The sequence below is a fragment of the Mesorhizobium sp. U510 genome (assembly GCF_059180695.1).
The window spans coordinates 5,485,847-5,511,594 of sequence record NZ_CP180532.1 but is presented as its reverse complement, the minus strand read 5'-3'; the positions used below and the strand labels follow the sequence as shown (position 1 = coordinate 5,511,594).

Sequence of the window (25,748 nt, the reverse complement as noted above, 5' to 3'; positions counted from 1 at the left end):
GCCTGCCGGCCATCTCCCCCGCAAGGGGGAGATCGGCAGCTTTGGCGCTGCTGCTCTTCCGGCAAAGCTGAAAATTTGCGAAAGCAGAGATGACGGCCAATCTCCCCCCTTGCGGGGGAGATGCCCGGCAGGGCAGAGGGGGGTGCTTCCCACCATCCTGTCAGGCATAAGCCCGGAGCATTCCGATGACGCTAGAACTGACCGCACAGGACCAATCCATGCTCGACGGCGAGCAAGGCCCGTCGGCCGCCGCCGCCATGAAAATCCTGGTCGCCTTCTCCAACGCGATCGGCGCGCGCGGCCTGCTCGATATCAGCGGCGCCCATATCGATGGCTGCCTCTATCACGGCAAGGCCGGGCTCGATTTCGTCGAACGGCTGGTCGAGGGCGGCGGGCGGGTGCAGGTGCCGACGACGCTCAATGTCGGCTCGTTCGACCTCATCCATCCCGGCATGGTGAAGATGCCGGCGTCGGAAGAGGTGCCGGCGCGGCGGCTGATGAAGGCGCATCTGGAGCTTGGCTGCCAGGCGACCTTCACTTGCGCGCCTTACCAGACGCGGTTCCGGCCTGAATTCGGCCAACAGGTCGCCTGGGGCGAATCCAACGCCATCGTCTTTGCCAATTCGGTGATCGGCGCGCGCACCAACCGCTATGGCGACTTCATCGATTTGTGCTGCGCCATGACCGGGCGCGCGCCGGCCTGGGGCCTGCATCTGAGCGAAAACCGGCGTGGCCGCATCCTGTTCGAACTGGACATCGGCGAGGCCGACCCAAACGACAGCCTGTTCGTCGGCGTCGGGCTGATCATCGGACAAGCCAGTGGCGACCGCATTCCGGTCATATCGGGCCTGCCGCAGGCGCGCGACGAGGATCAGCTGAAGGCGCTTGGCGCGGCGGCCGCGACGACCGGTGCCGTGGCACTGTTCCATGCGGTCGGCATCACACCGGAGGCCAACACACCAGACGAAGCGTTTCATGGCCACGCGCCGGATGAGACGATCCGCATCACCCCAGCAGACATCGATCATGCGCTGTCCAGATTGTCCGGAGTGGCCGACGGGGCGCCGCTCGCCGCCGTCTCGCTGGGCACGCCGCATTTCTCGCACGAGGAATGGACGCGCCTGTTGCCGATGCTGCGCGAGGCAGCGCCGGGCAGGGGCATCCCGATCTATGTCAACACCGGTCGCGCGACGCTGACGCGGCTGCAGGAGGAGGGCGCGCTGACCGGCATGGAGGCGTTCGGCCTGATCCCGGTCGCCGACACCTGCACCTATGTCACCTCCATCATCGAGCGGCTCGACGGCGTGGTGATGACCAATTCCGGCAAGTGGGCGCATTACGCGCCGGGCAATATCGGCGTGACGGTCGCCTTCGCCGAGATGGCGGATTGCATCCGCTCCGCCGCTGCCGGACATGTCGTGCGAGGTGCCTCATGACGCAACCCGTTGCAAAGGACGCCGTCGATCGGCTGGGCACTTTTCAACTCGCCGGTGAGGCCGATGGCCCGGCTTTGGTGTTCTCGCAGCCGCTCAGTTTCTGGGGCGGCATCGATGCCGAGACGGGGGAAATCATCGACCATTCGCATCCTGGGCTGGGCCAGAATGTCGCCGGCAGGATCCTGGTCATGCCAAGCGGGCGAGGCTCATCCTCCTCGTCCTCTGTCCTGGCCGAAGCGATCCGCCGGGGCACCGCGCCTGCGGGCATTCTTCTGGAGCGGCCGGACCCGATCCTGGCGGTGGGAGCGATCGTCGCCGAGTTTCTCTACGACATCCATATGCCGCTGGTGGTCTGCGACATTGCGGGGATCGTTTCGGGCGACCGGATCGCGGTGCGTGTCGGTGAGCAGGGCGGGGCGGTCATCCGTAAAGCCCAATAAACGCTGCCCCCGGTGATTGGTGTCGCTGATGGGAAATGATGGTGCCGGCCTTGGCTGACCGGCAAGCCCTGGCGCTATATGCTGTCCTCCAGGGAGGAATGGATGGCAGGCACGGATTTCGAACCGGATGTGAAGGTTCGCACCAGGGAATACCGGATCGGCTGCGTCGGTGCGGGCATGATCATGGCCGAATGCCATCTGGCCGCCTATGCGCAAGCCGGCTTCCCGGTGGTTGCGATCGCCTCGCGGACGAAGGCCAGCGCCGAGAAGGTGGCTAGGCGCTGGGATATTCCGATCGTTCACGATACGCCCGAGCAATTGATCGAGGATTCCAAGGTCGAGATCGTCGACCTTGCCTTTCCGCCCGACCAGCAGCCGGCTCTCATCCGTCACGCGCTGAAGCAGCCGCACATCAAGGCGATCCTGGCGCAGAAGCCGCTGGCGCTGTCAGTGGAGGAGGCGGTCAAGCTGCGCGATGAAGCCGCCAAGTCCGGCAAGATCCTCTCGGTCAACCAGAATATGCGCTACGACCAGTCGATGCGCGTCCTGAAGCAGATCATCGACAGCGGTGCGCTGGGGGACATCGTCTTCGCGCAGATCGACATGCATGCGATCCCGCACTGGCAGGCTTTCCTTGCCGATTACGACCGGCTGACGCTCGCCAATATGAGCGTGCACCATCTCGACGTGCTGCGCTTCCTGTTCGGCGACCCCCAGGACATCACGACGCTGACGCGCAAGGATCCGCGCACGGCATTCGACCATTCGGACGGCATCACGGTGTCGACGCTGCGCTTCCCCTCCGGGGTGCTTGCCGTTTCGCTGGAAGATGTCTGGTCCGGTCCGCGCGAGCAGGGCTATCGCGACGACCAGCACATCAACTGGCGTGTCGACGGCATCAAGGGCGTCGCCAAGGGCACGATCGGCTGGCCGACCGGCGTCGCCTCGACACTGACCTATGCCTCGACGCAGACGACAGGCGGTGAGTGGGTGACGCCCAGTTGGGACACGATGTGGTTTCCGCACGCCTTCATCGGCGTGATGGAGCAGCTGCAATATGCGGTGAAGACTGGCACGCCACCGGCCCTCTCCGTCGCCGACAACGTCAAGACCATGGCGCTGGTCGAGGCCGGCTACCGCTCGATGGCGCAAGGCCGCACCGTCAGGCTTTCTGAAATCTCGACCAACTGAAATACGCCGCCGTGCAATAAGCGTGGCGGCTGAATCGCTTACCGGGAGGAGCTCACATCATGATGCAGGCGGGGATCTTCACCGGCTACTTTCCCTACGAACTCGATGAGTCCGCCAGGCGCATCCGCGCGCTCGGCTTCAACACCGTACAGCTCGACCTGCATTTCCGGGATATCGATCTCACCCCCGGGCAGATCACCAGGGACAAGGCAAGGACCGTGCGTGATACGTTCCGCGATCACAATCTGCCGGTCTGCTGCATCTCCGGCTACACCAACATCATCCATCCCGACAAAGCCGAGCGCGAGAAACGCGTCGGCTATCTCAAGGAGATCATCCGCAGCGCACGCGAATTCGGGTCGCCCTACGTGATCTCGGAGACCGGGACCTACAACACCGAGTCCGACTGGGTGCATCACCCCAGGAACAAGACCGAGGAAGGTTTCGAGGAATGCCGCAAGGTGATTTCGGATCTTGCCCAGACCGCCTATGACCATGGCGCGGTCTTCCTGCTCGAAACCTACGTCAACAATGTCGTCGGCTCGGTCGAGGAGACGGTGAGGATGCTCGCGCAGGTCGACCATCCCAGCCTTGGCCTGCTGATGGACCCGACCAATTACTTCGAGGCGCACAACATCGACCGCATGGATCAGGTGCTGAACCAGGTGTTCGACACGCTGACCGACAAGATCCGGATCGCGCATGCCAAGGATGTGAAGCGCTCAGGCACCGACAAGTCGGAAAAGCACGCCGACATCGGCGACCAGGACGCGCATGAGGGACTGACGTTCCGTGGCGTCGGCGAGATCGAATTGCCGGCGCCTGGCCTCGGCTCGCTCAACTATGATCTTTACCTGAAGCGGCTCAGCGAAAAGCACCCGAACATCCCGGTCATCATCGAGCATCTGACCGAGGATGACGTGCCGCGCGCGAAAACATTCCTCGACGGAAAATTCCGCGCCAACGGCATCTAGGCCGCGCGGGAGGCGACGATGACGACGGCCAAGACAAAGCGCGATTACAGCCTGGTCGGCGAAAGCACCCGGGCCGCGATCGAGACCGGCCTGGCCTCGGCCGAATGGTACCACACCGACGTGCCGCGCAAGGCGATGAAGGAATTGATGCAGCGCTCGGACGGTCCGGCGATCCGCGACACCATCATCTGGCTCGCCGCCATCCTGGGCTCGGCCGCCGGCATCGTCTGGTTCTGGGGCTCGTGGTGGGTGGTGCCGTTCCTGTTCCTCTATGGCGTGCTCTACGGTTCGTCGAGCGACTCGCGCTGGCACGAATGCGGCCACGGCACGGCCTTCCGCACGCGCTGGATGAACGATCTCGTCTACCACATCGCCTCCTTCATGCTGATGCGCAATCCCGTGCAATGGCGCTGGAGCCACGCCCGCCACCACACCGACACCATTATCGTCGGCCGCGACGCCGAGATCGCGGTCATGCGCCCGCCGGACCTGTTGAAGGCGGCGCTGGCCTTCACCGGCATTCTCGATTTCCGCTATTCGCTGCCGACGCTGGTGCGCCAGGCCTTCGGTACGCTGTCGGAGGAGGAGAAGAGCTACATCCCCGAGATGGAACAGCACAGGGCGGTCGTCGCCGCCCGCTGGCACATGGCCGTGTACGTTGCGACGATCGCTTTCGCGATCGCGCTGGGATCGTGGGTGCCGCTGGTGCTAGTCGGCCTGCCGCGCCTCTACGGCACCTGGCACATGGTGATGACCGGCCTGCTGCAGCATATCGGCCTGGCCGACAATGTCGTCGACCACCGGCTCAACACCCGCACCGTCTACATGAACCCGGTCAGCCGCTTCATTTACTGGAACATGAACTACCATGTCGAACATCACATGTTCCCGATGGTGCCGTATCACGCGCTGCCCAGGCTGCATGAATTGATCAAGCACGATCTGCCGGACCCGAACCCGTCAATGTGGCATGCCTATCGCGAGGTCTGGCCGGTGCTGCTCAGGCAGCTGAAATACGAGGATTATTACCTCAAGCGCGAACTGCCGCAGACGGCCAGGCCCTATCGCGGCGAGTTCCACGAGGTCGATATGTCGGCTGCGGCCGAATAGCGATCGCGAATTTTTTGCAGGAGACCGAGATGGCCTATTGGGTTGAAGCATGCGCGGTGGATGATGTCGAGGAAGAGGATGTCATCCGCTTCGACCATGGCGGCCGCACCTTCGCGATCTACCGCTCGCCCGACGACGAGTTCTTCGCCACCGACGGCCATTGCACGCATGAGAAGGCGCATCTGGCCGACGGGCTGGTGATGGACGACATCATCGAATGCCCCAAGCACAATGGCCGCTTCAACTACAAGACAGGTGCCGCCAAGGGCGCGCCGGTCTGCGTTAATCTCGTGACCTATCCGGTCAAGATCGAGGCCGGTAAGGTGATGATCCAGATTTGACGCGCGGCAACCGATCCAGCATCACAAAGGGGACGTTTTCATGAGCCGAAAGAGACCGACCGTCGCCGATCTGCGCGCGATGAAGGGCAAACGGCAGCTGACCATGCTGCGCGTGCTCAACCTGGACGAGGCGCAGGCCGCCGAGCGGGCAGAGGTCGATATCGTCTCGGTACCGCCCGAACTGGTGCTCAACCCTGAGTATCGCGATGCCGCGCCCAGCCTGTTCACCATGCCGGGCGAGAATTTCTTCGAGATCGGCACGGCGGATGATTTCGTGCGCTGGGCCTTCCGGCTCTACAAGGCAAGCGCCGACGCGGTCTATTGCAGTGCCGGCTACGCCACGATCAAACGCATGGCAGACGACGCCATTCCCGTCATCGGCCATGTCGGCCTCATTCCGTCGCGCGCCACCTGGACCGGCGGCTTCAATGCGGTCGGCAAGACCGCCGACACCGCCCTCCAGGTCTTTGAGGCGGTTAAGCAGTTGGAGGCCGCCGGGGCTGTCGGCGCCGAGATCGAAGTGGTGCCGGTCGAGGTCGCCAAGGCGATCTCGGAGCGCACCTCGCTGATCATGCTGTCGATGGGGGCGGGCACGGGCTGCGACGCACAGTACCTCTTCGCCGACGACATTCTCGGCCAGAACCGGGGCCACATGCCGCGCCACTCCAAGGTCTATCGCAACTTCGCCGCCGAGTATGACCGGCTGCAGGCGGAGCGGGTGGCGGCGTTCTCCGAATATGTCGCCGATGTCAACAGCGGCGCCTATCCCGAGGACGGGCACGTCGTGCACATGGACCCGGCCGAGCTCAGCCTGTTCATGAAAAGGGTAGACGCGAAGAGCTGATCATTCGGTTTCTTTGCTGACCGCCGCAGCGCCTCGCCACGCTCCATCGGCGAGCATGGCGTGGAGCACCTCGGCGTCGGTCCCCAGCGGCCGGTCGTCTTTCAGCATCGATACATGCGCGCGCACCGCCGCATAGATCGCGCCAGTGCGCGGCGCCAGCGTCAATCCCTCACGCAGGTCGACGGCCTGGGCGGCGGCCATCAATTCGAAGGCGATCAGCCGCCGCCACAGCGCGATCATTCCGGCGCATTTCGAAACGGCGAGGGGCGACTGGGTCGCGTGGTCCTCGACGCCTTCCGAAACGGGCAGGAAGTCGAGCATCACCGGATTGGCCTTGTGGCGGATGGCAGCCAGGATCGATGTCGCCGTCTTCTGCAGCGGCACAAAACCGGCCGAGGCACCGCCGATCGGCGACAGATATTTGGTCAGGCCGTTGCGGCCTGAACCGGTGAGCTGGATGAAGCGGGCGACGCTCGCGGCGGCGCATTGCGCGATGGCCAGGCCGAGCGTCTCGAAGGCAAGCGAGAGTGCGGCCGTGTGGAAATTGCCGGTCGACATCACCAGTTCGTCGTCGCCGATCACCAGCGGGTTGTCGGCGGCGGCGTTCAGTTCGATCTCGACAGCACTCTTTGCCTGGCCGATCGCCTCGATCAGCGCGCCGTGGATCGACGGCATGCAGCGGATCGACAGGGGATCCTGAATGGTGGTGGGCGCCGGCATCTCGTCGCGGGCGAGAAGGTCGTGCAAGGCCTTCGCCGCCTCCTGCTGTCCGGCAGCCGGCCGCGCCATCTGCAGGCGTGGATCGAGGATGGTGCGGTTGGCGCCAAAACCTTCCATGGTCAGCGCGCCGGCCTGCTGCTGTTGGGCGAGCGCCGACAGCGCATCCGTGATCGCGAGGGCGCCGCTGCCGGCGGAGACCGCCGAGGCGTTGATCAGCGACAGTCCGTCCTTGGGAGCCAGGCTGATCGGCGCGAGGCGGGCCATCATCAGCGCCTTGGTCGCCGGCATGCGCCGGCCCTGATAGTCGGCTTCGCCTTCGCCGATCAGCAGGCGGGCAAGCGCGGTCATCAGCACGAGGTCGCCGGCGCCGATCGAGCCGAGCGACGGCATCACCGGATGGACGCCGGCATTGAGCGCGTCGACCAGAGCGACGAAGACCATGGGCGACAGGCCGGAGCCGCCGGCCGACAGCATCGAGGCGCGGGCGACCATCGTGGCCCGCACGGCCTCGACCGGTAGAGTTTCGCCGACCGCGCCGCTGCGGCCCTGCAGCAACTGGCGCTGGAAGGCGCTGGCGTCGCCTTCGACGGAGGTGCCAAGATTGGCGCCAAGCCCGGTGTTCAGGCCGTAGATCTGCTGGCCTGAGGCGGCGGCCTGGTCGAGCACTTTTCGCGCCTTGTCCAGCTTGCCGATGACATCGGGTCCGATCTCCACCTTGCGCGCCTGGCGGGCGACGGTGGCGACATCACCGACACTGACGCCGGCTCCGGCTAGGACGAGCGCGCTCATGCGAAACGCAGCCTCTGGCCGATGCCTTTTTCTCCTGCCTTGGCGAGCATCGCCTTGCCCAGCGCAATGTCGGAGAGCGACAGGCCGCGATGCCAGAACAGGATGGTCTCGTCGTCGCTCTGCCTGCCTGGCTTGAGGCCGGCGGCGATCTGGCCGAGCTCGGCATGCAGCGTCTTTTCGCTGAGCCGTCCGGTCTCGACATGGGCGCGCAGCGAGCCGAACTTGCCGCCCTTGCATTGGCCCCAGTCGTCGACGACCATCTTCTGCATGATGTCGGTCAGCGACAGCTCCACCGCGCTCATCGTGCCATAGGGCACGACCAGCGCGCCGGGCTTGATCCATTCGGTCTTGAGCAGCGGCTGCGGCTCCGGCAGCCGTGAGGCCTCGACGACGATGTCGGCGCCTTCGACGCAGCTTTTCCAATCGGCTACGGCCGTGACTGTCTTGCCGAGATCGGCGGAGAGTTTTGCGGCAAAACCGTCGCGGCTTTCCGGTCGGCGCGAATGGACGCGGATCTCGTCGAAATCGAAGAGATGGTCGAGCAGCCGCACATTCCAATAGGCAGTGCCGCGCGCGCCGATATGGGCGAGCACCTTCGAATTCTTGCGCGCCAGATGCTTGGCGCCGATCGCGGTGAGCGCACCAGTGCGCATGTCTGTGATGACGGTGGCGTCGAGAATGGCGCGCGGCGTGCCGGTGCGCGGATCGAACAGATTGAGGATGCCGAATTCCGAGGGCAGGCCGTGCAGATAGTTGTCGACATAGTCGCCGACGATTTTCACGCCCGCCGTGTCGAGCGGCGCCACATACCCGCGCAAGACGTTGAAATGGCCGTGGAAGGATGGATCCGGTTCAAGATGGACGCGCGGCTCGATCACTGTCTGGCCCTTGCCCTGGGCGACCAAGCCCGCCTCGACGGCGGCGATGATTTCGCCATCGGTCATGGCGAGCGCTTCGATGTCGAGGGCATTGAGATAGTCGATATAGATCGGCTTCATTTTATGCGCGCACTTTCCTCGATCACCCCGTTCATCCCATAGCAGGCCGCGGCGCGACACGAAAGTTTGTTGCGCTGTGTCTGGACGCTGCCGGCTAAATGCTGTTCAAACCGGATCGACATGACTGCCATTCCCGAGACTGAAGCCTTACCCGAAACGGCCACCAATGCGCGGCGCGTGGCGCTGATCGTCGCAATCGCTTTCTTCATGCAGCTGCTGGATTCGACGATCATCTCGACCTCGCTGCCGCAGATGGGGGAATCCTTCCGTGTGCCGGCCGTGGCAATGAGCATCGGCATCACGGTCTACATGCTGACCATGGCGGTGTTCGTGCCGCTGTCGGGCTGGCTCGCCGACCGTTTCGGTGCGCGCAACATCTTTCTCGTGGCGATCGCGCTGTTCACGCTGGCCTCACTTGCCTGTGGCTTTTCGGGAAATCTGACCCAATTTGTCGTCGCTCGCGCCGTGCAGGGGCTGGGCAGCGCGCTGATGACGCCGGTGGGCCGCATTCTCGTCCTGCGCAATGCGTCGAAATCCGAGTTGCTCAACGCCACCGCGCTGATCACCTGGCCGGCGCTGTTCGCGCCGGTGGTCGGTCCGGTGCTTGGCGGCTTCATCACCACCGCTCTGTCCTGGCACTGGAATTTCTTCATCAATATCCCGCTTGGGCTGGTTGGGCTGGCACTGGTTGCCCGCTTCATCCCGAGCGATCGCGAGGCCGATCCCAAGCCGCTCGACTGGCTCGGGTTTTTCCTGACCTCGCTCGGGCTCGCCTGCCTGCTCTACGGCCTCGAGCGCATCGCGCACCCGGAAGATGGCATGCTGCCGACAGTGGCGCTGATCGCGGCGGGCATCGTCATCGGCTGGCTGGCGGTGCGGCATCTGCGGCGCGCTCCGCATCCGCTGCTCGATCTCTCCTCGTTCAAGGTGCTGACCTTCGCCATCTCGACGCTCGCCGCCGGCACCATATTCCGGGTGGCGATCAACGCCACGCCCTTCCTGCTGCCGCTTTTGTTCCAGCTCGGCTTCGGCCTCTCGCCCGTCGATGCCGGCTTGATGATCCTGGCCTATTTCCTTGGCAATCTCGGCATGAAGACGGTGACGACGCCAACGCTGCGGCGTTTCGGTTTCCGTTCTGTGATGGTGGTCAACGGCATCATCGCCTCGGCCTCGATCATGGCTTGCGGGGTGATCTCGCCGCAGACGCCGCAGGCACTGGTGGTGGCGCTGATGCTGATCGCCGGGCTGTCGCGCTCGATGCAGTTCACCGCGCTCAACACGCTGGCCTTCGCCGATATCGAAGCCGCGCAGCGCAGCTCGGCGGCGACGTTGTCCTCGATGCTGCAGCAGGTGGCGATGCTGTTCGGCGTCGCCGTGGCGGCGGCGATTCTCAATTTGTCGCAGATCGCAAGGGCGCAGCCGGCGCTCGACCTCGTCGATTTTCGAATAGCCTTTTTCGTGATCGGCGCCATCGGGCTGGTCGCGGCGCTGCGTTTTCTCGTCCTGCCGCTCGGCGCTGGCGCCGAGGTTTCCGGCCACGCGCCGAGGAATTGAGAATCGGATTTTCTCGCCTGAAGCGGAGATAAATTCCGCCTCATCCTTTCGCCTTGATGCCGCACTTTCGCGAATGGCTGCGATGGCGCAATCGATTGCCAAAAATGCAGGATTTTCCGGGCATTGCACCAGTTTTGGCAATCGATGCGTCCACTCGGCGAATATCGGTATATGGCCACGTTCTGAACGCGGATTCATTTGACGAACCGGCGCAGAGCCGATTAGCTTTTGCTTTCGGGATGGCAGCGCTGCCATCGGGGCAAATGCAGACATGAATGCGATCGGCTGGCTAAATCTCAGGAGCCTGAATCAGGAAGGCATTGTCTTTGCCATCGCGGTGGTGCTGTTCGTTGCCGCTGCCATCGGCCTGCCAGGCTTCATCGACCCCAACAACCTCGTCGCTATCGTCAGATCCGTGTCGGTGCTGGGCATTCTGGCGCTCGGTATGGCGGTCGTCATCATCGGCCGCGGCATCGACCTGTCGGCCGTGGCGATCATGGCGATGTCGGTCGCCTGGTATCTGCAACTGCTCAACACCGGCACCTCGGACGGGCTGGCCTTCGCCTATGTGGTGGCCGGCGTGCTCGCCATCGGCCTGCTCAACGGCGTTCTCGTCGCCTATGCCGACGTGCCGGCGATCTTCGTGACGCTGGCAACCGGCTCCTTCGTCTTCGGCTATGTGCGCTCGCAACTGATCACGCAGGACGCGGTTCCGGTGCCGCAGGGCCATTGGGTCGAACTGCTCGGCGGCCTGCGCTTTCTCGATATCCCGATCGAGGTGTTCGTTTTCGCCGGGCTGGCTTTCCTGTTCTTCCTGTTCCTGCGCTACACCAAATGGGGCCGCTACATCTATTTCGCCGGCGACAATCCGGTCGCCGCCCGCAACATCGGCATTCCGGTGCGGCCGATGCTGGTGCTGCGCTACGTGCTCTCCGCTTTCGTGGCGCTGATCGCCGGCCTGCTGACGGCGTCCAGCCTGCATTCGATCAACACGCGCGTCGTCAATTCGACGCTGCTCTACGACATCGTGCTGGTGGCGGTGATCGGCGGCATCGGCCTGTCCGGCGGGCGAGGCGGGGTGCGCAATGTGCTGGTGGGGGCGGCGCTGATTGGCATCCTGCTCAATGCCATGACCATCATCGACATTCCGCTGCTCTACCAGAACCTGATCAAGGCGGCGATCCTGCTCGGGGCCATCATCGTCGACGGCATCATCAATCCGCGCGACGAGCAGACCGCGCAACAGGGCGACATTTAGAGCAGATGGGCTAGCCCATCTTGCTCGGGGTACCTGGCGCGATCGCGACGATCGGCCGGCAATGAAAACCGAACCAGAGGATGTGACATGAGACTGATCAAGACATTTATGGCCGCAGCAACGGCGCTCGCCATTACCGCTTTCGTGGCGCCGACTTTCGCCGCCGACGATCCGGGCCCGGCGGCCTACGCACAGGCGCTCAAGGGCAAGCGCGTCATGCTGGTGCCGCTGGCGATGGGCTTCGACCTGGCGCAGGGCTGGGCGCACTATCTGAAAAAGGAGGTCGAGGCCTGGGGCGGCACGTTCGAGACGCGCGATCCGAACTGGGTGGTCGACGCCGGCGCGCAGGCGATCACCGATGCCATCTCGTCCGATACCAGGCCCGACGTGCTGATAATCCACGCCCCGGACCTCAACTCCTATTCCAAGCTGATGAAGAAGGCGCAGGCCGCCGGCACCTATGTGCTTCTGGTCGACAACCCCGCCAACTTCCCGGCCGACGCCTTTGTCGGCAGCGACTGGGACCGACTGGGCCAACTCGAGGCCGAAGCAGCGATCAAGGGCTGCGGCGAGAATTCTTCCAAGAAGATCGGCCTTGTGCAGGGTGATCAGGCGAACTCCTCCAGCCTCTACCAGTATGCCGGCATCATGAAGGTGCTGGACAAGCATCCCGACTTCAAGGTCGTGGCCAAGCCCGACTCCAACTGGGATGCGACGACCTCGCGCAATGTGACGACGACGATGCTGCAGCAGAACCCGGACATCTGCTCGATCATCGATTTCTGGGACGGTGACGCCACCGGCGCATCCGCCGCGATCCGCGACGCCAAGCTCGACGGCAAGGTGTTCCTGGTCACCACCGGCGGCGGTGAAAAAGCCGCCGATTGCGACAAGCTTCAGGACGGCACCTATGGCGCCGTGGTGATGACCGAGCTCGCCCGCCAGTCGGGCGACATGAACGCCATCATCAAATTCCTTCTGCAGAGCGGCCAGCCGGCCGGAACCTCGCACACCTATATCTACACGCTGGAGAAGGCGACGACCAAGGCCGACCTCAAACCCGACAGCTGTTGGGATCTGAAGGCGCTACAGGCAGAAGCGGCGGCGAAATAAGCTACGCGGTCGAATAGACTCCACGAGGTGGCCGGATCAGTTCGGCCACCTCTTTCTCATAAGCCACGGCAGCCAATGTCCTTTCGCGAACGCCTCCAATCCTGGCGCTACAATCTCGTGCCCGACCATCTGGTCGGCGAGATCCTGACCAAACGCTGGACCGACAACGCCATTCCGTTCCTGGCACTGGTGGTGACATTGGCGAGTTTCGGCTCGATCATTCCCGGCTTCTTCAAGCTGAACGCGCTGCAGGAATTGACCCGCCAACTTGGCGAATTCTCCATGGTCGTCACCGGCATGACGGTGGTGATGCTGGGCGGCGGCATCGATCTGTCGGTCGGCTCGATCTTCGCGCTGTCGTGCTTCTCCGCCGTCTATGTCTTCTTCATCCTCGAACAGTCGATCTGGCTGGCGATGGCCGCCTCGCTCGCCACCGGGCTGATCTTCGGCGCCATCAACGGCTACCTCGTCGGCTACCTCAGGCTGCGCGCCTTTCTCACCACGCTGGTCACCTTCATCTTCGGCCGGGCACTGTTCGACATCCTTGTCACCACCTATGCCGCCGACGTGCAGCTTTCGACCGCCACCTCGGATGTGCTGGATTTCATCGGCGACAGCACCTTTTGGGGCCTGTCGGTCTCGGTGTGGCTGGCCATCATCCTCGCCATCGTCACCCATATCGCACTGACGCGGTCGCGGCCCGGCTGGCATGTGCTGGCGGTCGGTGGCTCCAGGCGCTCGGCGCACAATGCTGGCATCCGCGTGCGCCGCACCGTGTTCATGACCTATGTCTTTTCCGGCTTCTGCGCATCGATCGGCGGTTTTCTCATCGCCTGCCGCCTGAGCGGGGCAGGGCCGGGCACCGGCCTCAACCTCGAGATCATGGCGCTCACTGCGGCGGTGGTCGGCGGCGTCAGCCTGGGCGGTGGGCGCGGCTCGGTGATCAAGGGGCTGATGGGCGCCATCATCGTCCTGACCATGACCAACGGGCTGATCCGGCTGGGCTACGGCACCGGCACCAACCAGATGGTGCTCGGCATCATGCTGGCGGCGGCGGTGACCATCGACATCCGCTGGCTGAAGAACCGCCACAAGGTGCTGAATGAAGTCTATGTCGCGCCGGTTTATCTCAAGATGGGCGAGACACAGTCGGCAGTGCCGGGCTCCGGCACGCCTTACGAACTCGACAACCGGCTGTCGGCGGCCGACCATATCGGGCTTGGCGAACTGGAAGGGCCGGAGGACGTCATCCTCGACCGCGACGACCATCTCTATTGCGGCACCCGCCATGGCGAGATCGTCCGCTTCTTCGCGCCCGACTATGTGAAGTCGGAAGTGTTCGCCCATATTGGCGGCTTCCCGCTGGGCCTGGCCTTTGACAAGACAGGCAACCTGATCAGCTGCGTCGGCGCCATGGGGCTCTATTCCGTCTCGCCGCAGCGGGAGGTAAAACGCCTGACGGCCGAGACCGCGCGCTCCTGGACCTCGATCGTCGACGATGCCCGGCTGCGCGATCCCAATGATTGCGACATCGCGCCGGACGGCCGCATCTATTTCACCGACTCGACCAAGCGCTACGACGCGCATGACTGGGCGCTGGATTCGATCGAAAACCGCGCCACCGGCCGGCTGCTGGTCTATGACCCCAGGGACGGCTCGACCAAGACGCTCCTCGACGGCTACCGCTACACCAACGGCGTGTGCATGGCGCATGACGGCAAATCGCTGTTCTTCGCCGAAAGCTGGGCCTGCCGCGTGCATCGCTACTGGCTGGAAGGGCGGAAGGCCGGCACCGCCGAATGCGTCATCCGCGACATGCCGGGCTATCCCGACAACATCAACCGGGCCTCGGACGGCAATTACTGGATGGCGTGGCTCGGCATGCGCACGCCAAGCTTTGATCTCTCGCTGCGCCATCCCGACATGCGCAAGCGCATGACGCGCCGGCTGCCGCAGGACGAGTGGCTGTTCCCCAACATCAACACCGGCGGCGTGGTGAAATTCAACGAGAAGGGCGGCATCGTCGAGGCGCTGGGCGACCTCTCCGGCGACGCCCATCCGATGGTCACCTCAATGCGCGAACACAAGGGCTATCTCTTCGTCGGCGGCATCCTCAACAACCGCGTCGGCCGCTACAAGATATCAGGCGCCGACCCGAACTGGACCAGCCCCGCTTCCTATTGGGGAGCAAAGCCATGATCCTCGATCCGATCCTGGATATGTTTCGCGGCAAGGCGGTGACCATCCCGCCGCTCGACGGCGCTTTCCGGCCCAACACGCGGCTGGATGACGCGCCGGCATTTGCTGAGCTGAGCGAGCCCGACAATCTGCTGGTCTCGGGTGATCGGCTGCTCGCCTCCAGCGGCAACGCCGTCTATTCGCTTGCAGCCGGAGCCGAGCCCAAGGTGAACGACACCTTTCCGTCGCCCATCACGGCGCTGGCGCTGTCGCCATCGGGCGACCTGACGGTAGCGCTCGAAAGCGGCAAGCTGCTGATATCAGGCATGGACGTTTCGCTGCCGGCGGATCTCAGCTGCATAACCGCGCTCGCTTATGTCGAGGACGGCACGTTGTGGCTGGCCAATGGTTCGGCCGAACATGCGCCCTCGCAATGGGCCGCCGATCTGATGAAGAAGGGTGCGTCCGGTTCGCTTTGGAAGCGGGACGCCACGGGCGGCGCGTTCCGCAAGGTGGCCGACGATCTCGCTTTTCCCTATGGGCTCCAACCTCTTGGCGGGGACGTGCTGGTCAGCGAAAGCTGGCGCCACCAACTCATCCGCTTCGAAGGCGCGACCGGCAGCCGTTCGACGGTGCTGACGCATCTGCCTGGCTATCCCGCGCGGCTTGCGCCGGCCGGCGATGGCGGCGCCTGGCTGGCGCTGTTTGCGCCGCGCAACCGGCTGATCGAATTCGTGCTGCAGGAAACGCACTACCGGCAGGACATGATCGACCAGGTGCCGCCGGCCTACTGGATCGCGCCGGCGCTCGCCTCCAACCTCAGCTTCCTCGAGCCGCTGCAATGCGGCGGCATACGCACCATGGGCATCCACAAGCCGTGGTCGCCGAGCCGTTCCTACGGGCTGGTGGTCCGGCTCGATGCAAAGATGCAGCCGCAGTTCAGCCTGCACAGCCGCGCCAACGGCACGCGCCACGGCATCTGCAGCGTGGCGGAAAAGGACGGACGGCTGTTCATCGCCTGCAAGGGCGGCGACTGCGTGCTCGACGCGGGCGGTTTTTGATGGAACCGATCGTTCGCCTGGAAAACGTCACCAAAAACTATCGCGGTGTGCCCGCGGTCAAGAATGTCAGCTTCGAGCTGCGCAAGGGCGAGATCCACGCGCTGCTTGGCGAGAACGGCGCCGGCAAGTCGACGCTGACCAAGATCATCGCCGGCGTGGTCGACGCCACGTCGGGCGAGATGTTTCACAAGGGCCGTGAGATCGCCTACGCCTCGCCGCATGCCGCCCTCGAGGCCGGTATCGCCATGGTGTTCCAGGAAACCAGCCTGGTGCCGTCGATGACGGTGGCGCAGAACCTCTATCTCGGCACTGAAAAATTCCTCAACCGGCTGCGCGGCACGTATATTTCAGCACAGCAATTCCTGCAGTCGCTGAATTTCCCCGTCGATCCGAACGCCATGGTGGCGACGCTGGGCGCCGCCAAGCGGCAGATGGTTGAGATCGCGCGCGCCGTGCACCACAATGCCGAGATCATCATCTTCGACGAGCCGACGGCGACGCTGACGCCGGAAGAAAAGCGCCACTTCTTCGCGCTGATCCGCCGGCTGAAGGCGAGCGGCGTCTCCATTGTCTTCATCAGCCACGCGCTGGAGGAGGCGCTGATGATTGCCGACCGCATCACCATCCTGCGCGACGGCGAACTGGTCATCACCGACGACAAGTCGGCCTTCGACCGCGACAAGATCGTCGCCGCCATGGTCGGGCGCACATTGTCAGGCCAGATCTACCGCCAGCGCGACGAGGCCAAGCTGCGCAAGGCCGGCAAGAAAGTGCTGTCGGTGCAGGACATTTCGATGAGCAATGTCGTGCGCAACAATTCCTTCTCGATCTTCGAGGGCCAGATCACCGGCGTGTTCGGGCTGATCGGCTCCGGGCGAACCGAGACCTTCAAGATCGTCTCGGGCATCTACAAGCGCGATTTTCTGCGCGGCGGCGCGATCGAGCTCGACGACAGGCCCGTGCGCTATCTCGTGCCGAGCGAGGCTGTGGCCGACGGCATCGTCTACGTCACCGAGGACCGCAAGAGCGAAGGCATTTTCGAGACGATGGGCATTGCCGAAAACCTGTTCGGCGGGCTGCTCGCTGCGGGCCGCGAAAAGGCCTGGGTGATCAACCAGCAGGAGATGCGGCAGCTTTCCGCCGAATGGACGAAGACGCTCAACATCAAGGCGATCAACGACAATGCCCGCGTCGTCGAACTGTCCGGCGGCAACCAGCAGAAGGTGGTGATCGGCAAGGGGCTGGTGCAGCAGCCGCGCATCGTCATCTTCGACGAACCGACGCGCGGCGTCGACGTCGGCGCCATCGCCGAGATCCACCAGATCATCAACCGGCTGGCGGATGAGGGTCTGGCCGTCGTGGTGATCTCGTCCTATTTGCCGGAGATCATGAACCTGTCGGACCGGATACTGGTCTGCCGACAGGGCCGCATCGTCGAGGAGTTTTCGCCGGCGGAGGCCACGGAGGAGAAGATCATGTACGCGGCCGTGCATTAGATTCAGGTGAGGCCGGCCTGCAAATGGCGGCTTCCTGCGCTTCCGGTGCTCACGTACTTCAGTACGCTCCGCTCCGGTTCTCGAAAGCCACCATTTTCGACTCGGCCTGACCTGAATCTCGACGCCGGCGCTGGGAAAGTGAATCGAGCCAATCGATTGGGCGGATCTGCTCAGAATCTGATTCAAAACGAAGGGAACCCCTCCATGGCCACGACAAAACTCCTCAACGATGCCGAGGTCGAAAAAATCCCGGCGGTGAAGGCCGTGTTCGACGACATCAGGTCGACTCGCAAATCGGATTTCGTCAACAATTTCTGGCGCGGGCTGGCCAATGACCCGGCGTCGCTGAAGCGGGTGTGGGAGCAGCTGAAGGCGGTGATGGTGGCCGACAGCGCCATCGATCCGCTGACCAAGGAGATGATCTACATTGCCGTCTCGACCGCCAATGGCTGCTCCTACTGCGTCCATTCGCACACGGCCGCGGCGCGTGCCAAGGGCATGACCGATGCACAGCATGGCGAACTGATCTCGATCATCGGGCTGGCGGGCCAGACCAACCATCTGGTGACGGCGATGCAGATCCCGGTTGATCCGCAATTCGAGGTGAAGTGAGCATGATCTCCAGCCGCGCGTCACAAGATTGTGAGCGCGGCCAATGGGTCGCGTATCGACGGTAAGCGGCTGAATTTTTTCGATTTCCGCGTTGTGGCGCATGCCTCTGGCGCACTTCGACGACCGTTTCCCGCAATTGCACGATTTATCCCAGCCGCTGTTAAGGAAGTGACATGGAACGGCACTAAGGAAGCCCCTATGCGATGCCGCTTGCCTGGGGGCGCGGCTGCATGGTGGAGCCGGCATGAAAATCGTTCAGATCACAGACACACATTTCAGTCCGACCAAGCCGCACTTCAACGGCAATTGGGCGCCGCTCGCCGCCTGGATCGAGCAGAGCTGCGCCGATCTTGTCATCCACACCGGCGACCTCAGCGTCGACGGTGCCGACAAGGATGACGACATCGCCTTCTGCATGGATCTGATGCGGGAAGTCTCCGCGCCGATGCTACTGGTGCCCGGCAATCACGATGTCGGTCATCTGCCGGGCTCGCTGCAGCCGGTCAATGCCGGACGCCTCGAGCGCTGGCGCCGGCTGGTCGGCCCCGATTACTGGATGGAGGACGCCGGGAGCTGGCGTCTCATCGGGCTCGACAGCCTGCTGATGGGCTTTGACGATGCCGAGGACGAGGCGCAGTTCGAATGGCTGCGCAGCGCGCTGGAAAGCCGCGGCGGCCGGCGCGTTGCGCTGTTCGCCCACAAGCCGCTGTTTGTCGATGCGCCCGGCGAGGGTGATACCGGCTACTGGAGCGTCAGGCCGGCGCAGCGCCAGCGCCTCTACGATCTGATCGCCGCGCACGATGTCGCGCTGTTCGCAAGCGGCCACCTGCACCGGGCATGGCAAGGCCGGTATGAAAACACGTCGCTGGTCTGGGGTCCGTCGGCGGCCTTCGTGGTCGGCGACATGGAGCGCGACATGCCGGGCGAGCGGCTGCTTGGCGCCGTCATCCATCAGTTCGGGCACCAATTCGGCGATACGGTCGCCAGCGAGATCGTCGCCATCCCCGGCATGACCACCTACGTCCTCGATGATGTGGTGGCCGAGGTCTATCCGCACGAGGCGCACAAGGTTCGAAAGCGGGTCGCGTCATGAGCGCGCTGTCGCTTCGCGGCCTGAAAAAATCCTTCGGCGGTAATGCCATCTTGAATGGTGTGAGCCTTGATGTCGAAGCCGGCGAATTCATCGCGCTCGTCGGCCCCTCGGGATGCGGCAAGAGCACCTTGCTGCGCATCCTGGCCGGGCTCGACCATGCCGACAGCGGCGATATCTTCGTCAACGGCAAGGACATGTCGCCGGTTGCCGCGGCCGACCGTAACATTGCCATGGTGTTTCAGTCCTACGCGCTCTACCCGCATCTGACGGCGGGGCAGAACATTGCCGTGCCGCTTGCCATGAAGCGGCTCAGCCGGTCGCGGCGCCTGCCGCTGGTCGGCTCCCTGCTGCCCGGCCAGAAGGAGATCCGCACCGGCATTGCGCGCGATGTCCGCGAGATGGCTGTCTTGCTCAAGATCGACCATCTGCTCGACCGCAAGCCCGGGCACATGTCGGGCGGCCAGAGGCAGCGCGTGGCGCTGGCGCGCGCCATGGTGCGCCACCCCAGCATCTTCCTGATGGACGAGCCGCTGTCCAATCTCGATGCCAATCTGCGTGTGCATGCCCGTGGCGAGATCGTCGAACTGCACCGCCGCGCCGGCGTGCCGACGCTCTATGTGACGCACGACCAGGCCGAGGCGCTTTCGATGGCCGACCGGGTTGCGGTGATGATCGGCGGCAATCTGCTGCAGCTCGCCGCGCCCGATGTGATCTACAACGATCCCGCCCATATCGAGGTCGCGCGTTTCGTCGGCCAGCCGAGGATCAACATCATCCCGGCGCTTGCCGAAAACGGCCGTGTCGGCTTCGAAGGCATCCGGCTGGCTTTGCTGGAGAAGGTGGCAAACGGCCCGGTCAGCCTCGGCATCCGGCCGGAATTCGTCAAACTGTCCCCAAGCGGGCGCAGCGGCCTTGCCGGGCGGATCGAGCGTCTCGAATTCCTCGGCTCGGAAGTCATTGCCCATTGCCGCCTCGATGCCTCGGGCGACAGCGTCGTCGCCAAGCTGGCGCCTCAGGAGGCGAGGGACTTGATCGCCGGAATGAAGGTGGGTGTCGTCCTGGCCCCTGAACAGGCGATGGTCTTCGGGCCGGAGGGAAAGCGGCTGCGCATCGCGGCGAGTGCGCGGCAGGAGCCGGCCTATGGCTAGCGTCGCGCTGGCGGGCAATGTCGCGAGCGCCGCGGCACTGCGCGCGCGCAGCGAGGACCGGACCGCCTGGCTGCTGGCGGCGCCGGCCATCGTGCTGTTGCTGCTGTTCGTGCTGTTGCCGGTGGCCGCCGTCATCTTCCTCGGCTTCACCGATTTCGAGCTCGGCTACGGCAAATTTCGCTTCGTCGGCTTCGAGAATTATGCGCATCTCCTGAACGACCGCACCTTCCGCCGGTCGCTGTGGAACACCTCGGTCTATACGGCGATCGTCGCGCCGGTCTCGATCATGCTTGGCCTGGGGGTTGCGCTGCTGATCGAAGGCGAGGGACGGGCGCGCGGCTTTTTCCGCACCGTCTATTTTCTGCCCGTCGCCTCGCTGATCGTCGCCATGGCGACGGTCTGGCAATACATCTTCCACCCGACGATCGGGCCGCTCAACGCTTTGCTCTCGCTCGCCGGCATTCCCGGCCCGAACTGGCTCGGTGCGTCGAGCACCGTGCTCTACAGCCTGTCGATCATCGGCATCTGGCAGTCGGTCGGCTTCAACATGGTGCTGTTCCTGGCGGGGCTGACGGCGATCCCGCGCGAGCTCTATGCCGCCGCTCATGTCGACGGCGCGAAATCGGCGCTCGACCGGTTTTTCCTCGTCACCTGGCCGATGCTCGGGCCGACGACGCTCTTCGTCGTCACCATCAGCATCACCAATGCGGTGAAGGTCTTCGAGACGGTGAAGATGCTGACCGACGGTGGGCCCAACAAGGCCTCCGAAGTGCTGCTTTTCACCATCTACCAGGAGGGCTTCGTCTATCTGCGTGTCGGCTACGCCTCGGCGATGACGGTCGTCTTCCTGGCGATCCTGGTCGTGCTGATGCTTCTGCAATACCGCGTGCTCGACCGGCGGGTGCATTACACATGAACAGCATCCCGGCCGGCCGCATCATCCGCTTCGCGCTGCTTTCGCTCGGTGCGCTGATGATCCTTGCGCCCTACATCTTCATGATCTCGACCGCGGGCAAGACGCAGAGCGACATCTTCACCTCGTCGCTGTCGCTGATCCCGCAGCGTTTCTACTTCGCCGAGAATTTCGCCAAGGCGTTTGCCAAGGTGCCGATGGCGACGCTGCTGTGGAACGGCGTCGTCGTGTGCGGCCTGATCTTCTTCTTCCAGCTCGTGGTGGCGATCCCTTGTGCCTACGCGATGGCCAAGCTGAAGTTCCGCGCCGCACAGCTGATGATGGTGCTGGTCATGCTCGGCCTGCTGGTGCCGATCCACGCGACGGCGCTGCCGCTCTACGTCGCCTTCGACCGGATGTCGCTCTTGAACAGCTACACCTCGCTGGTCGCGCCCTTTACCATATCGGTGTTCGCGATCTTCATGTTCCTGCAGTTCTTCCGCGCCATGCCCGACGACTTGCTGCACGCGGCACGGCTCGACGGCATGTCCGAATTCGGCATCGTCGCGCGCGTCATCGTGCCCAATGCCTGGCCGGCGGTCACCGCCTTCGCGATCTTTTCCGTCGTTGCGCACTGGAACGATCTCTACTGGCCGCTGATCGTCGTCAGCAAACAGGCCTACGCCACGCCACCGCTCGGCCTGATGTATTTCCGCGCCGCCGAGGCCGGCGACGACTACGGCGCGCTGATGGCCGCCACGCTGATCATCACCCTTCCTCTCGTCGCCGCCTTCCTGCTTGCGCAGAAGCGCTTCGTCGAGGGCATCACCATGACCGGTCTCAAAGGCTGACCGGGCCAACAAGGAGCACGAACGATGAAGCATATTTCCAGGATCTTCGCCGCCGCGGCGGTGTCGCTGGCGGCGGCCCTTCCGGCCTATGCCGAGACGACGCTGACGGTTCACTACCCGATGCCCGGCTTCTTCAAGAACGTGATGGACACGATCTCGAAGAAGTTCATGGAGGAAAATCCCGACATCAAGATCCAGTTCGCCAGCCCGTCGGCGACCTACGAAGAAGGCATCCAGACCATTCTTCGCCAGGCCGGCACCGACGAGATGCCCGACATCACCTTCATCGGCCTCAACCGCCTGCGCATGCTCAATGAGCGTAACGTTGCCGTCGATCTCGGCCCGCTGGTCAAGAAGGAAGGCAATATGGTGGAGCTCGGCTTCTCCGACACGATCCTGAAGCTGGCGCAGGTCAACGGCAAGCAGGTTGGCCTCGCCTTCGCCACCTCCAACCCGATCATGTATTACAATGCCGACCTGGTGAAGGCGGCCGGCGGCGATCCGGACAATCCGCCCAAGACCTGGGATGAGGTCATCGCGCTCGGCGGCAAGATCAAGGCTCTCGGCAATGGCGTCGACGGTATCGACTTCCGCTGGCAGGGCGACGACTGGATGTTCTCGGCGCTGTTGTTCGGTGCCGGCGGCAAGATGCTGAACGAGGACGAAAGCAAGGTCGCCTTCAACGGGCCGGAAGGCGAGAAGGCGGTGGAGATCCTCGAGCGGATGGTGAAGGAGGGCGGCATGCCGGTCTTCACCAAGCCGGCGGGCGAGCAGGCGTTCGCGGCCGGCAAGGTCGGGTTCGAATTCCAGACCACCGGTGCGCTGGTCAACACGATCAAGAATGTCGGCGACAAGTTCACGCTGCGCACCGCCAAGATCCCGCTGATCGATCCGGTCAACGGCCATCTGCCGACCGGCGGCAATGCCGTGGTCATCCTGACCAAGGACGCGGCCAAGCAGGAGGCGGCCTGGAAGTTCGCGAAATTCGCCGCCGGCCCCTATGGCGCCTCCGTCGTCGTGCCGGGCACCGGCTATGTCCCCAACAACGAGCTGGCTGCGAAGTCTCCCGAGTATCTCGGCGATTTCTACAAGAAGAACCCGCTGTTCCAGGCCGGGCTCAGCCAGATGCCGCGGATGGTTCCCTGGTATGCCTTCCCGGGCACCAACGGGGTCAAGGTGACGCAGACGATCGTCGACAACCTGTCGCGCATAGTCGACCAGTCGGCGACACCGAAGGAAGCGCTCGACGACGCGGCCGGTGACGTCGAAGGCATGCTGCCGACGCAGTAAGGGGTTATGGCGACGCTCTTCCTTCCCCCCTTGCGGGGGAAGGTGGATCGGCGCGCAGCGCCGAGACGGATGAGGGGTGTTCCAGCGGAGTGAGACGTGGGCGTTCCCTGGAGCACCCCTCATCCGACCTCGCTTCGCGAGGCCACCTTCTCCCGCAAGGGGAGAAGGTAGGTCGCAGCTATACCGGCCGATACACGCGCTCCGCCGTGTTCCAGAAAATATCGGCCTCGGCTTCTGCGCCGTGCCTCGCCACCGCATCGCGGTGCGCCTTGATCAGTTCGGCGTGGCTGGTCCAGAGCTTCTCGATCGGGAAATTCGAGCCGAACATCAGATGATCCGCGCCCAGGATGTCGATGGCGTTGTCGACGATGTAGGTGATGACAGCCGGGTCGTTGCGGTGGACGAAGGTGCCGAGACCGGACAGCTTGGCATAGAGATTGAGTGCGGCCGACAGCGTGCGCAGGCCAGCCTTCCAGGTCTCGGTGGTTTCCTGATCCATGCCGGTCAGCATGCCGGCATGGGTGAGGATGAAGTTGGTCTCAGGGTTCTCGCCGACCAGCGTCAGCCCGTCCTTCATCTGGGCGGGGAAGAGCTGCAGGTCGAAGGACAGGCCGTAATCCTTCAGCCGCGCCACATTGGCCCGCACCTTGGGGTCGATGACCTGATCCGCCGAGGCGGCGAAGCGGAAGGCCGGCGTCTCGTGCCAGTGCAATTGCATGCGCACCCCGCGCAGCAGCCTGTATTTCATCAGCCGGTCAATCTGCGGCCGGACATCATCGACCGTCATGTCGGCATAGCCGACAATAGCGTGCGGCCAGCCGGTCTCGTCAGCGGTCTTCTGCAGGAAGGCGACTTCCTTCTCGAAATCCTGCTTCGCCCAGTTGGTCTGGACATAGACGGCTTTCTCGACGCCTGACCCCTCCTGGTCCTCGAGGAATTCGCCGATCGGATAGTCGCGGCGGATCGGCTCGTAGGGGCCGAAGATGCGCGGCACCATCGGCCCGACCAGCCAGGGCTGGTCCTTCTGGCGCCAGATGTGGAAATGCGCGTCGATGGCTTTCTGCATCACGATACCCTTTTCCAGATTGTCGATGCGGCAGGGGCAGGGCGGGCGAGCGACAGGATGAAATCGGCGAGGCTGGTCAGCGACGAGCCGTCGATGAGATCGTCGAGATCAGGCAGGATGGCGCGCAGCGCCGCCGTTGCCGGGCGGAAGCGCGGGTCGCCAGCCAAAGGCGTGGCCAGCGACAGCCGGAAGGCGCGGGCGCTCAGCCTTCGCATCGCGGTCTCCAGTTCGGCATGATCGCCGCGCTCCAGCGCGTCCGACAGGATCACGACCGCCGCACCGCGCGCGAACGACGAGAAGCGGGGAACGGAGAGAAAGGCAAGCAGCGTCGGCCCCATGCGGGTGCCGCCGTCCCAGTCGTCGACCTGGGCCGCCGCACGCGCCAGCGCCTGGTTGCGGTCGCGGATGCGCAGGGCCGAGGTGATGCGGGTCAGCCGCGTGCCGAAGGTGAAGATCTCGGCGCGGTCCGCACCTTGCAAGGCGGCATGCGCCAGCTTGAGATAGTCCGCCGTGTGCAGCTTCATCGAGCCGGAGACGTCGATCAAGAGCAGCAGCTTGCGCGGCACGGTCTGGCGGCGGCGCAGCAGCGGCGAGGGCACGTCGCCATCGGCGCTGACGATTTCCCTGAGCGAGCGGCGCAGATCAAGCTTGCCGCGCGAAGCGGTGCGCACGGTACGGAAGGAGCGGCGGGTGGGCAAAGCGGAGGAGAGCTTGCGGCGGAAGGCGGTCAGCCTGTCGTCGTCGCGCTGGAAATCGCGCGTGCTCAACTGCTCGAGTGCCGAAGATAGCTCGCCGCCTTCCTGGCTGCGCTCGGCCTCGATCCGCTCGTTATCGGCGCCGCCATCATCCTTGATGCGGGTTTCCTCGTCCGCTTCGCCTTCGACCACGGCTGAAGTGTTCCCATAGAAATGGCTCTGGAAATGGGCTTCGAATTCGTCGCGGCGATCGGGTGGGGGTGCCAGCGTGGCGAGGGCCGCCTCGCGAATGTCGGCCATTGAGCGCGGGCCAAGTAATGTCACCGCTTGCATGAAGCCGGAGATTTGCTCCGGTGCGACGGCGAAGCCGTAGCGGCGCAACAGCCGGCCGAAGCTGAGGAAGGGGTGGGCGGCGGGAGGTAGGCTCTCCTCCCCCGGTTTACGGGGGTCCGCAGGACGGGTCGAGACAGGCGGCTCGACCCCCGATGCCGGCAGGCAGGTGAGGGGCAGCGCCATCTTCTGCCCATGATGGCGCTGCCCCTCATCCGCCCCTTCGGGGCACCTTCTCCCCGTAAACGGGGAGAAGGGATTGTTGAGG

General features: G+C 64.1%; 23 protein-coding genes. 19 read left to right on the top strand and 4 right to left on the bottom strand.

The features are described from left to right. Positions 1-185: 185 nt before the first annotated feature. From ACLGL5_RS28450 to ACLGL5_RS28420, 7 genes are all read left to right on the top strand, one after another. Positions 186-1,436, top strand: coding sequence for an aconitase X (locus tag ACLGL5_RS28450; protein ID WP_069092548.1), 1,251 nt, complete (start codon positions 186-188; stop codon positions 1,434-1,436). After that, positions 1,433-1,876, top strand: a complete 444-nt coding sequence (locus ACLGL5_RS28445; protein ID WP_069092547.1) for an aconitase X swivel domain-containing protein — start codon at positions 1,433-1,435, stop codon at positions 1,874-1,876. Before ACLGL5_RS28450 ends, ACLGL5_RS28445 begins: the two co-directional genes overlap by 4 nt. 102 nt (positions 1,877-1,978) lie before the next feature. Further along, positions 1,979-3,067 carry a Gfo/Idh/MocA family protein gene (locus ACLGL5_RS28440; RefSeq protein ID WP_069092546.1) on the top strand — a complete coding sequence of 363 codons (1,089 nt, stop codon included), beginning with the start codon at positions 1,979-1,981 and terminating at the stop codon, positions 3,065-3,067. 59 nt (positions 3,068-3,126) lie between these two features. Further along, entirely contained in the window at positions 3,127-4,041 is a 915-nt protein-coding gene (locus ACLGL5_RS28435; RefSeq protein ID WP_069092545.1) for a sugar phosphate isomerase/epimerase family protein, read from the top strand. A gap of 18 nt (positions 4,042-4,059) precedes the next feature. Continuing rightward, positions 4,060-5,151, top strand: coding sequence for a fatty acid desaturase family protein (locus ACLGL5_RS28430; protein WP_494372812.1), 1,092 nt, complete (start codon positions 4,060-4,062; stop codon positions 5,149-5,151). Positions 5,152-5,180: 29 nt separating this feature from the next. Next, the gene (locus ACLGL5_RS28425; protein WP_069092543.1) at positions 5,181-5,492 is read left to right on the top strand and encodes a MocE family 2Fe-2S type ferredoxin; all 312 of its coding nucleotides are present in this window, start codon (positions 5,181-5,183) and stop codon (positions 5,490-5,492) included. A 40-nt stretch (positions 5,493-5,532) separates the two neighbouring features. After that, positions 5,533-6,336 (top strand): 3-methyl-2-oxobutanoate hydroxymethyltransferase, encoded by an 804-nt coding sequence (locus ACLGL5_RS28420; protein WP_069092542.1) that lies wholly within the window; start codon positions 5,533-5,535, stop codon positions 6,334-6,336. On the opposite strand, the gene ACLGL5_RS28415 is transcribed toward ACLGL5_RS28420, so the two are convergent. Next, positions 6,337-7,845: an HAL/PAL/TAL family ammonia-lyase gene (locus ACLGL5_RS28415; RefSeq protein ID WP_069092541.1), complete on the bottom strand. Its 1,509-nt coding sequence runs from the start codon at positions 7,843-7,845 to the stop codon at positions 6,337-6,339. Further along, positions 7,842-8,843 carry an ornithine cyclodeaminase family protein gene (locus ACLGL5_RS28410; protein ID WP_038647870.1) on the bottom strand — a complete coding sequence of 334 codons (1,002 nt, stop codon included), beginning with the start codon at positions 8,841-8,843 and terminating at the stop codon, positions 7,842-7,844. The genes ACLGL5_RS28415 and ACLGL5_RS28410 overlap by 4 nt, the downstream gene beginning before the upstream one ends. Positions 8,844-8,963: 120 nt before the next feature. Here ACLGL5_RS28410 and ACLGL5_RS28405 point away from each other — a divergent pair, with 120 nt between their 5' ends. From ACLGL5_RS28405 to ACLGL5_RS28350, 12 genes are all read left to right on the top strand, one after another. Continuing rightward, positions 8,964-10,397, top strand: coding sequence for a DHA2 family efflux MFS transporter permease subunit (locus tag ACLGL5_RS28405; RefSeq protein WP_069092540.1), 1,434 nt, complete (start codon positions 8,964-8,966; stop codon positions 10,395-10,397). 271 nt (positions 10,398-10,668) lie between these two features. Next, complete coding sequence (locus ACLGL5_RS28400) at positions 10,669-11,655, top strand: ABC transporter permease (protein ID WP_038647866.1); 987 nt, start codon at positions 10,669-10,671, stop codon at positions 11,653-11,655. Positions 11,656-11,742: 87 nt separating this feature from the next. Further along, positions 11,743-12,768, top strand: coding sequence for a sugar ABC transporter substrate-binding protein (locus ACLGL5_RS28395; protein ID WP_069092539.1), 1,026 nt, complete (start codon positions 11,743-11,745; stop codon positions 12,766-12,768). A gap of 75 nt (positions 12,769-12,843) precedes the next feature. Further along, positions 12,844-14,967, top strand: coding sequence for an ABC transporter permease (locus ACLGL5_RS28390; protein WP_494372811.1), 2,124 nt, complete (start codon positions 12,844-12,846; stop codon positions 14,965-14,967). Continuing rightward, positions 14,964-16,007 carry a hypothetical protein gene (locus tag ACLGL5_RS28385; RefSeq protein ID WP_069092537.1) on the top strand — a complete coding sequence of 348 codons (1,044 nt, stop codon included), beginning with the start codon at positions 14,964-14,966 and terminating at the stop codon, positions 16,005-16,007. The genes ACLGL5_RS28390 and ACLGL5_RS28385 overlap by 4 nt, the downstream gene beginning before the upstream one ends. Then, complete coding sequence (locus tag ACLGL5_RS28380) at positions 16,007-17,503, top strand: sugar ABC transporter ATP-binding protein (protein ID WP_069092536.1); 1,497 nt, start codon at positions 16,007-16,009, stop codon at positions 17,501-17,503. The genes ACLGL5_RS28385 and ACLGL5_RS28380 overlap by 1 nt, the downstream gene beginning before the upstream one ends. 204 nt (positions 17,504-17,707) lie before the next feature. Beyond that, entirely contained in the window at positions 17,708-18,115 is a 408-nt protein-coding gene (locus ACLGL5_RS28375) for a carboxymuconolactone decarboxylase family protein (RefSeq protein WP_069092535.1), read from the top strand. A 244-nt stretch (positions 18,116-18,359) separates the two neighbouring features. Continuing rightward, complete coding sequence (locus ACLGL5_RS28370) at positions 18,360-19,208, top strand: metallophosphoesterase family protein (protein WP_069092534.1); 849 nt, start codon at positions 18,360-18,362, stop codon at positions 19,206-19,208. Next, complete coding sequence (locus ACLGL5_RS28365; RefSeq protein ID WP_069092533.1) at positions 19,205-20,356, top strand: ABC transporter ATP-binding protein; 1,152 nt, start codon at positions 19,205-19,207, stop codon at positions 20,354-20,356. The genes ACLGL5_RS28370 and ACLGL5_RS28365 overlap by 4 nt, the downstream gene beginning before the upstream one ends. Continuing rightward, positions 20,349-21,272, top strand: a complete 924-nt coding sequence (locus tag ACLGL5_RS28360; RefSeq protein WP_069092532.1) for a carbohydrate ABC transporter permease — start codon at positions 20,349-20,351, stop codon at positions 21,270-21,272. The genes ACLGL5_RS28365 and ACLGL5_RS28360 overlap by 8 nt, the downstream gene beginning before the upstream one ends. Next, complete coding sequence (locus ACLGL5_RS28355) at positions 21,269-22,099, top strand: carbohydrate ABC transporter permease (protein ID WP_069092531.1); 831 nt, start codon at positions 21,269-21,271, stop codon at positions 22,097-22,099. The genes ACLGL5_RS28360 and ACLGL5_RS28355 overlap by 4 nt, the downstream gene beginning before the upstream one ends. Positions 22,100-22,123: 24 nt before the next feature. Beyond that, positions 22,124-23,389, top strand: a complete 1,266-nt coding sequence (locus ACLGL5_RS28350; RefSeq protein WP_019859231.1) for an ABC transporter substrate-binding protein — start codon at positions 22,124-22,126, stop codon at positions 23,387-23,389. A 178-nt stretch (positions 23,390-23,567) separates the two neighbouring features. Here the strand turns inward: ACLGL5_RS28350 and ACLGL5_RS28345 are convergent, their stop codons facing one another. Continuing rightward, a complete protein-coding gene (locus ACLGL5_RS28345; protein ID WP_069092530.1) occupies positions 23,568-24,455 on the bottom strand; it encodes an amidohydrolase family protein in 888 nt (295 codons plus the stop codon). Then, positions 24,455-25,666: a vWA domain-containing protein gene (locus tag ACLGL5_RS28340; RefSeq protein ID WP_494372810.1), complete on the bottom strand. Its 1,212-nt coding sequence runs from the start codon at positions 25,664-25,666 to the stop codon at positions 24,455-24,457. The genes ACLGL5_RS28345 and ACLGL5_RS28340 overlap by 1 nt, the downstream gene beginning before the upstream one ends. Between the last annotated feature and the right edge of the window lie 82 nt (positions 25,667-25,748).

Coding starts and splice junctions, on each gene's coding strand:
- ACLGL5_RS28450 (WP_069092548.1), top strand. CDS start 186: ATGACGCTAGAACTGACCGCACAGGACCAATCCATGCTCGACGGCGAG.
- ACLGL5_RS28445 (WP_069092547.1), top strand. CDS start 1,433: ATGACGCAACCCGTTGCAAAGGACGCCGTCGATCGGCTGGGCACTTTT.
- ACLGL5_RS28440 (WP_069092546.1), top strand. CDS start 1,979: ATGGCAGGCACGGATTTCGAACCGGATGTGAAGGTTCGCACCAGGGAA.
- ACLGL5_RS28435 (WP_069092545.1), top strand. CDS start 3,127: ATGATGCAGGCGGGGATCTTCACCGGCTACTTTCCCTACGAACTCGAT.
- ACLGL5_RS28430 (WP_494372812.1), top strand. CDS start 4,060: ATGACGACGGCCAAGACAAAGCGCGATTACAGCCTGGTCGGCGAAAGC.
- ACLGL5_RS28425 (WP_069092543.1), top strand. CDS start 5,181: ATGGCCTATTGGGTTGAAGCATGCGCGGTGGATGATGTCGAGGAAGAG.
- ACLGL5_RS28420 (WP_069092542.1), top strand. CDS start 5,533: ATGAGCCGAAAGAGACCGACCGTCGCCGATCTGCGCGCGATGAAGGGC.
- ACLGL5_RS28415 (WP_069092541.1), bottom strand. CDS start 7,845: ATGAGCGCGCTCGTCCTAGCCGGAGCCGGCGTCAGTGTCGGTGATGTC.
- ACLGL5_RS28410 (WP_038647870.1), bottom strand. CDS start 8,843: ATGAAGCCGATCTATATCGACTATCTCAATGCCCTCGACATCGAAGCG.
- ACLGL5_RS28405 (WP_069092540.1), top strand. CDS start 8,964: ATGACTGCCATTCCCGAGACTGAAGCCTTACCCGAAACGGCCACCAAT.
- ACLGL5_RS28400 (WP_038647866.1), top strand. CDS start 10,669: ATGAATGCGATCGGCTGGCTAAATCTCAGGAGCCTGAATCAGGAAGGC.
- ACLGL5_RS28395 (WP_069092539.1), top strand. CDS start 11,743: ATGAGACTGATCAAGACATTTATGGCCGCAGCAACGGCGCTCGCCATT.
- ACLGL5_RS28390 (WP_494372811.1), top strand. CDS start 12,844: ATGTCCTTTCGCGAACGCCTCCAATCCTGGCGCTACAATCTCGTGCCC.
- ACLGL5_RS28385 (WP_069092537.1), top strand. CDS start 14,964: ATGATCCTCGATCCGATCCTGGATATGTTTCGCGGCAAGGCGGTGACC.
- ACLGL5_RS28380 (WP_069092536.1), top strand. CDS start 16,007: ATGGAACCGATCGTTCGCCTGGAAAACGTCACCAAAAACTATCGCGGT.
- ACLGL5_RS28375 (WP_069092535.1), top strand. CDS start 17,708: ATGGCCACGACAAAACTCCTCAACGATGCCGAGGTCGAAAAAATCCCG.
- ACLGL5_RS28370 (WP_069092534.1), top strand. CDS start 18,360: ATGAAAATCGTTCAGATCACAGACACACATTTCAGTCCGACCAAGCCG.
- ACLGL5_RS28365 (WP_069092533.1), top strand. CDS start 19,205: ATGAGCGCGCTGTCGCTTCGCGGCCTGAAAAAATCCTTCGGCGGTAAT.
- ACLGL5_RS28360 (WP_069092532.1), top strand. CDS start 20,349: ATGGCTAGCGTCGCGCTGGCGGGCAATGTCGCGAGCGCCGCGGCACTG.
- ACLGL5_RS28355 (WP_069092531.1), top strand. CDS start 21,269: ATGAACAGCATCCCGGCCGGCCGCATCATCCGCTTCGCGCTGCTTTCG.
- ACLGL5_RS28350 (WP_019859231.1), top strand. CDS start 22,124: ATGAAGCATATTTCCAGGATCTTCGCCGCCGCGGCGGTGTCGCTGGCG.
- ACLGL5_RS28345 (WP_069092530.1), bottom strand. CDS start 24,455: ATGCAGAAAGCCATCGACGCGCATTTCCACATCTGGCGCCAGAAGGAC.
- ACLGL5_RS28340 (WP_494372810.1), bottom strand. CDS start 25,666: ATGGCGCTGCCCCTCACCTGCCTGCCGGCATCGGGGGTCGAGCCGCCT.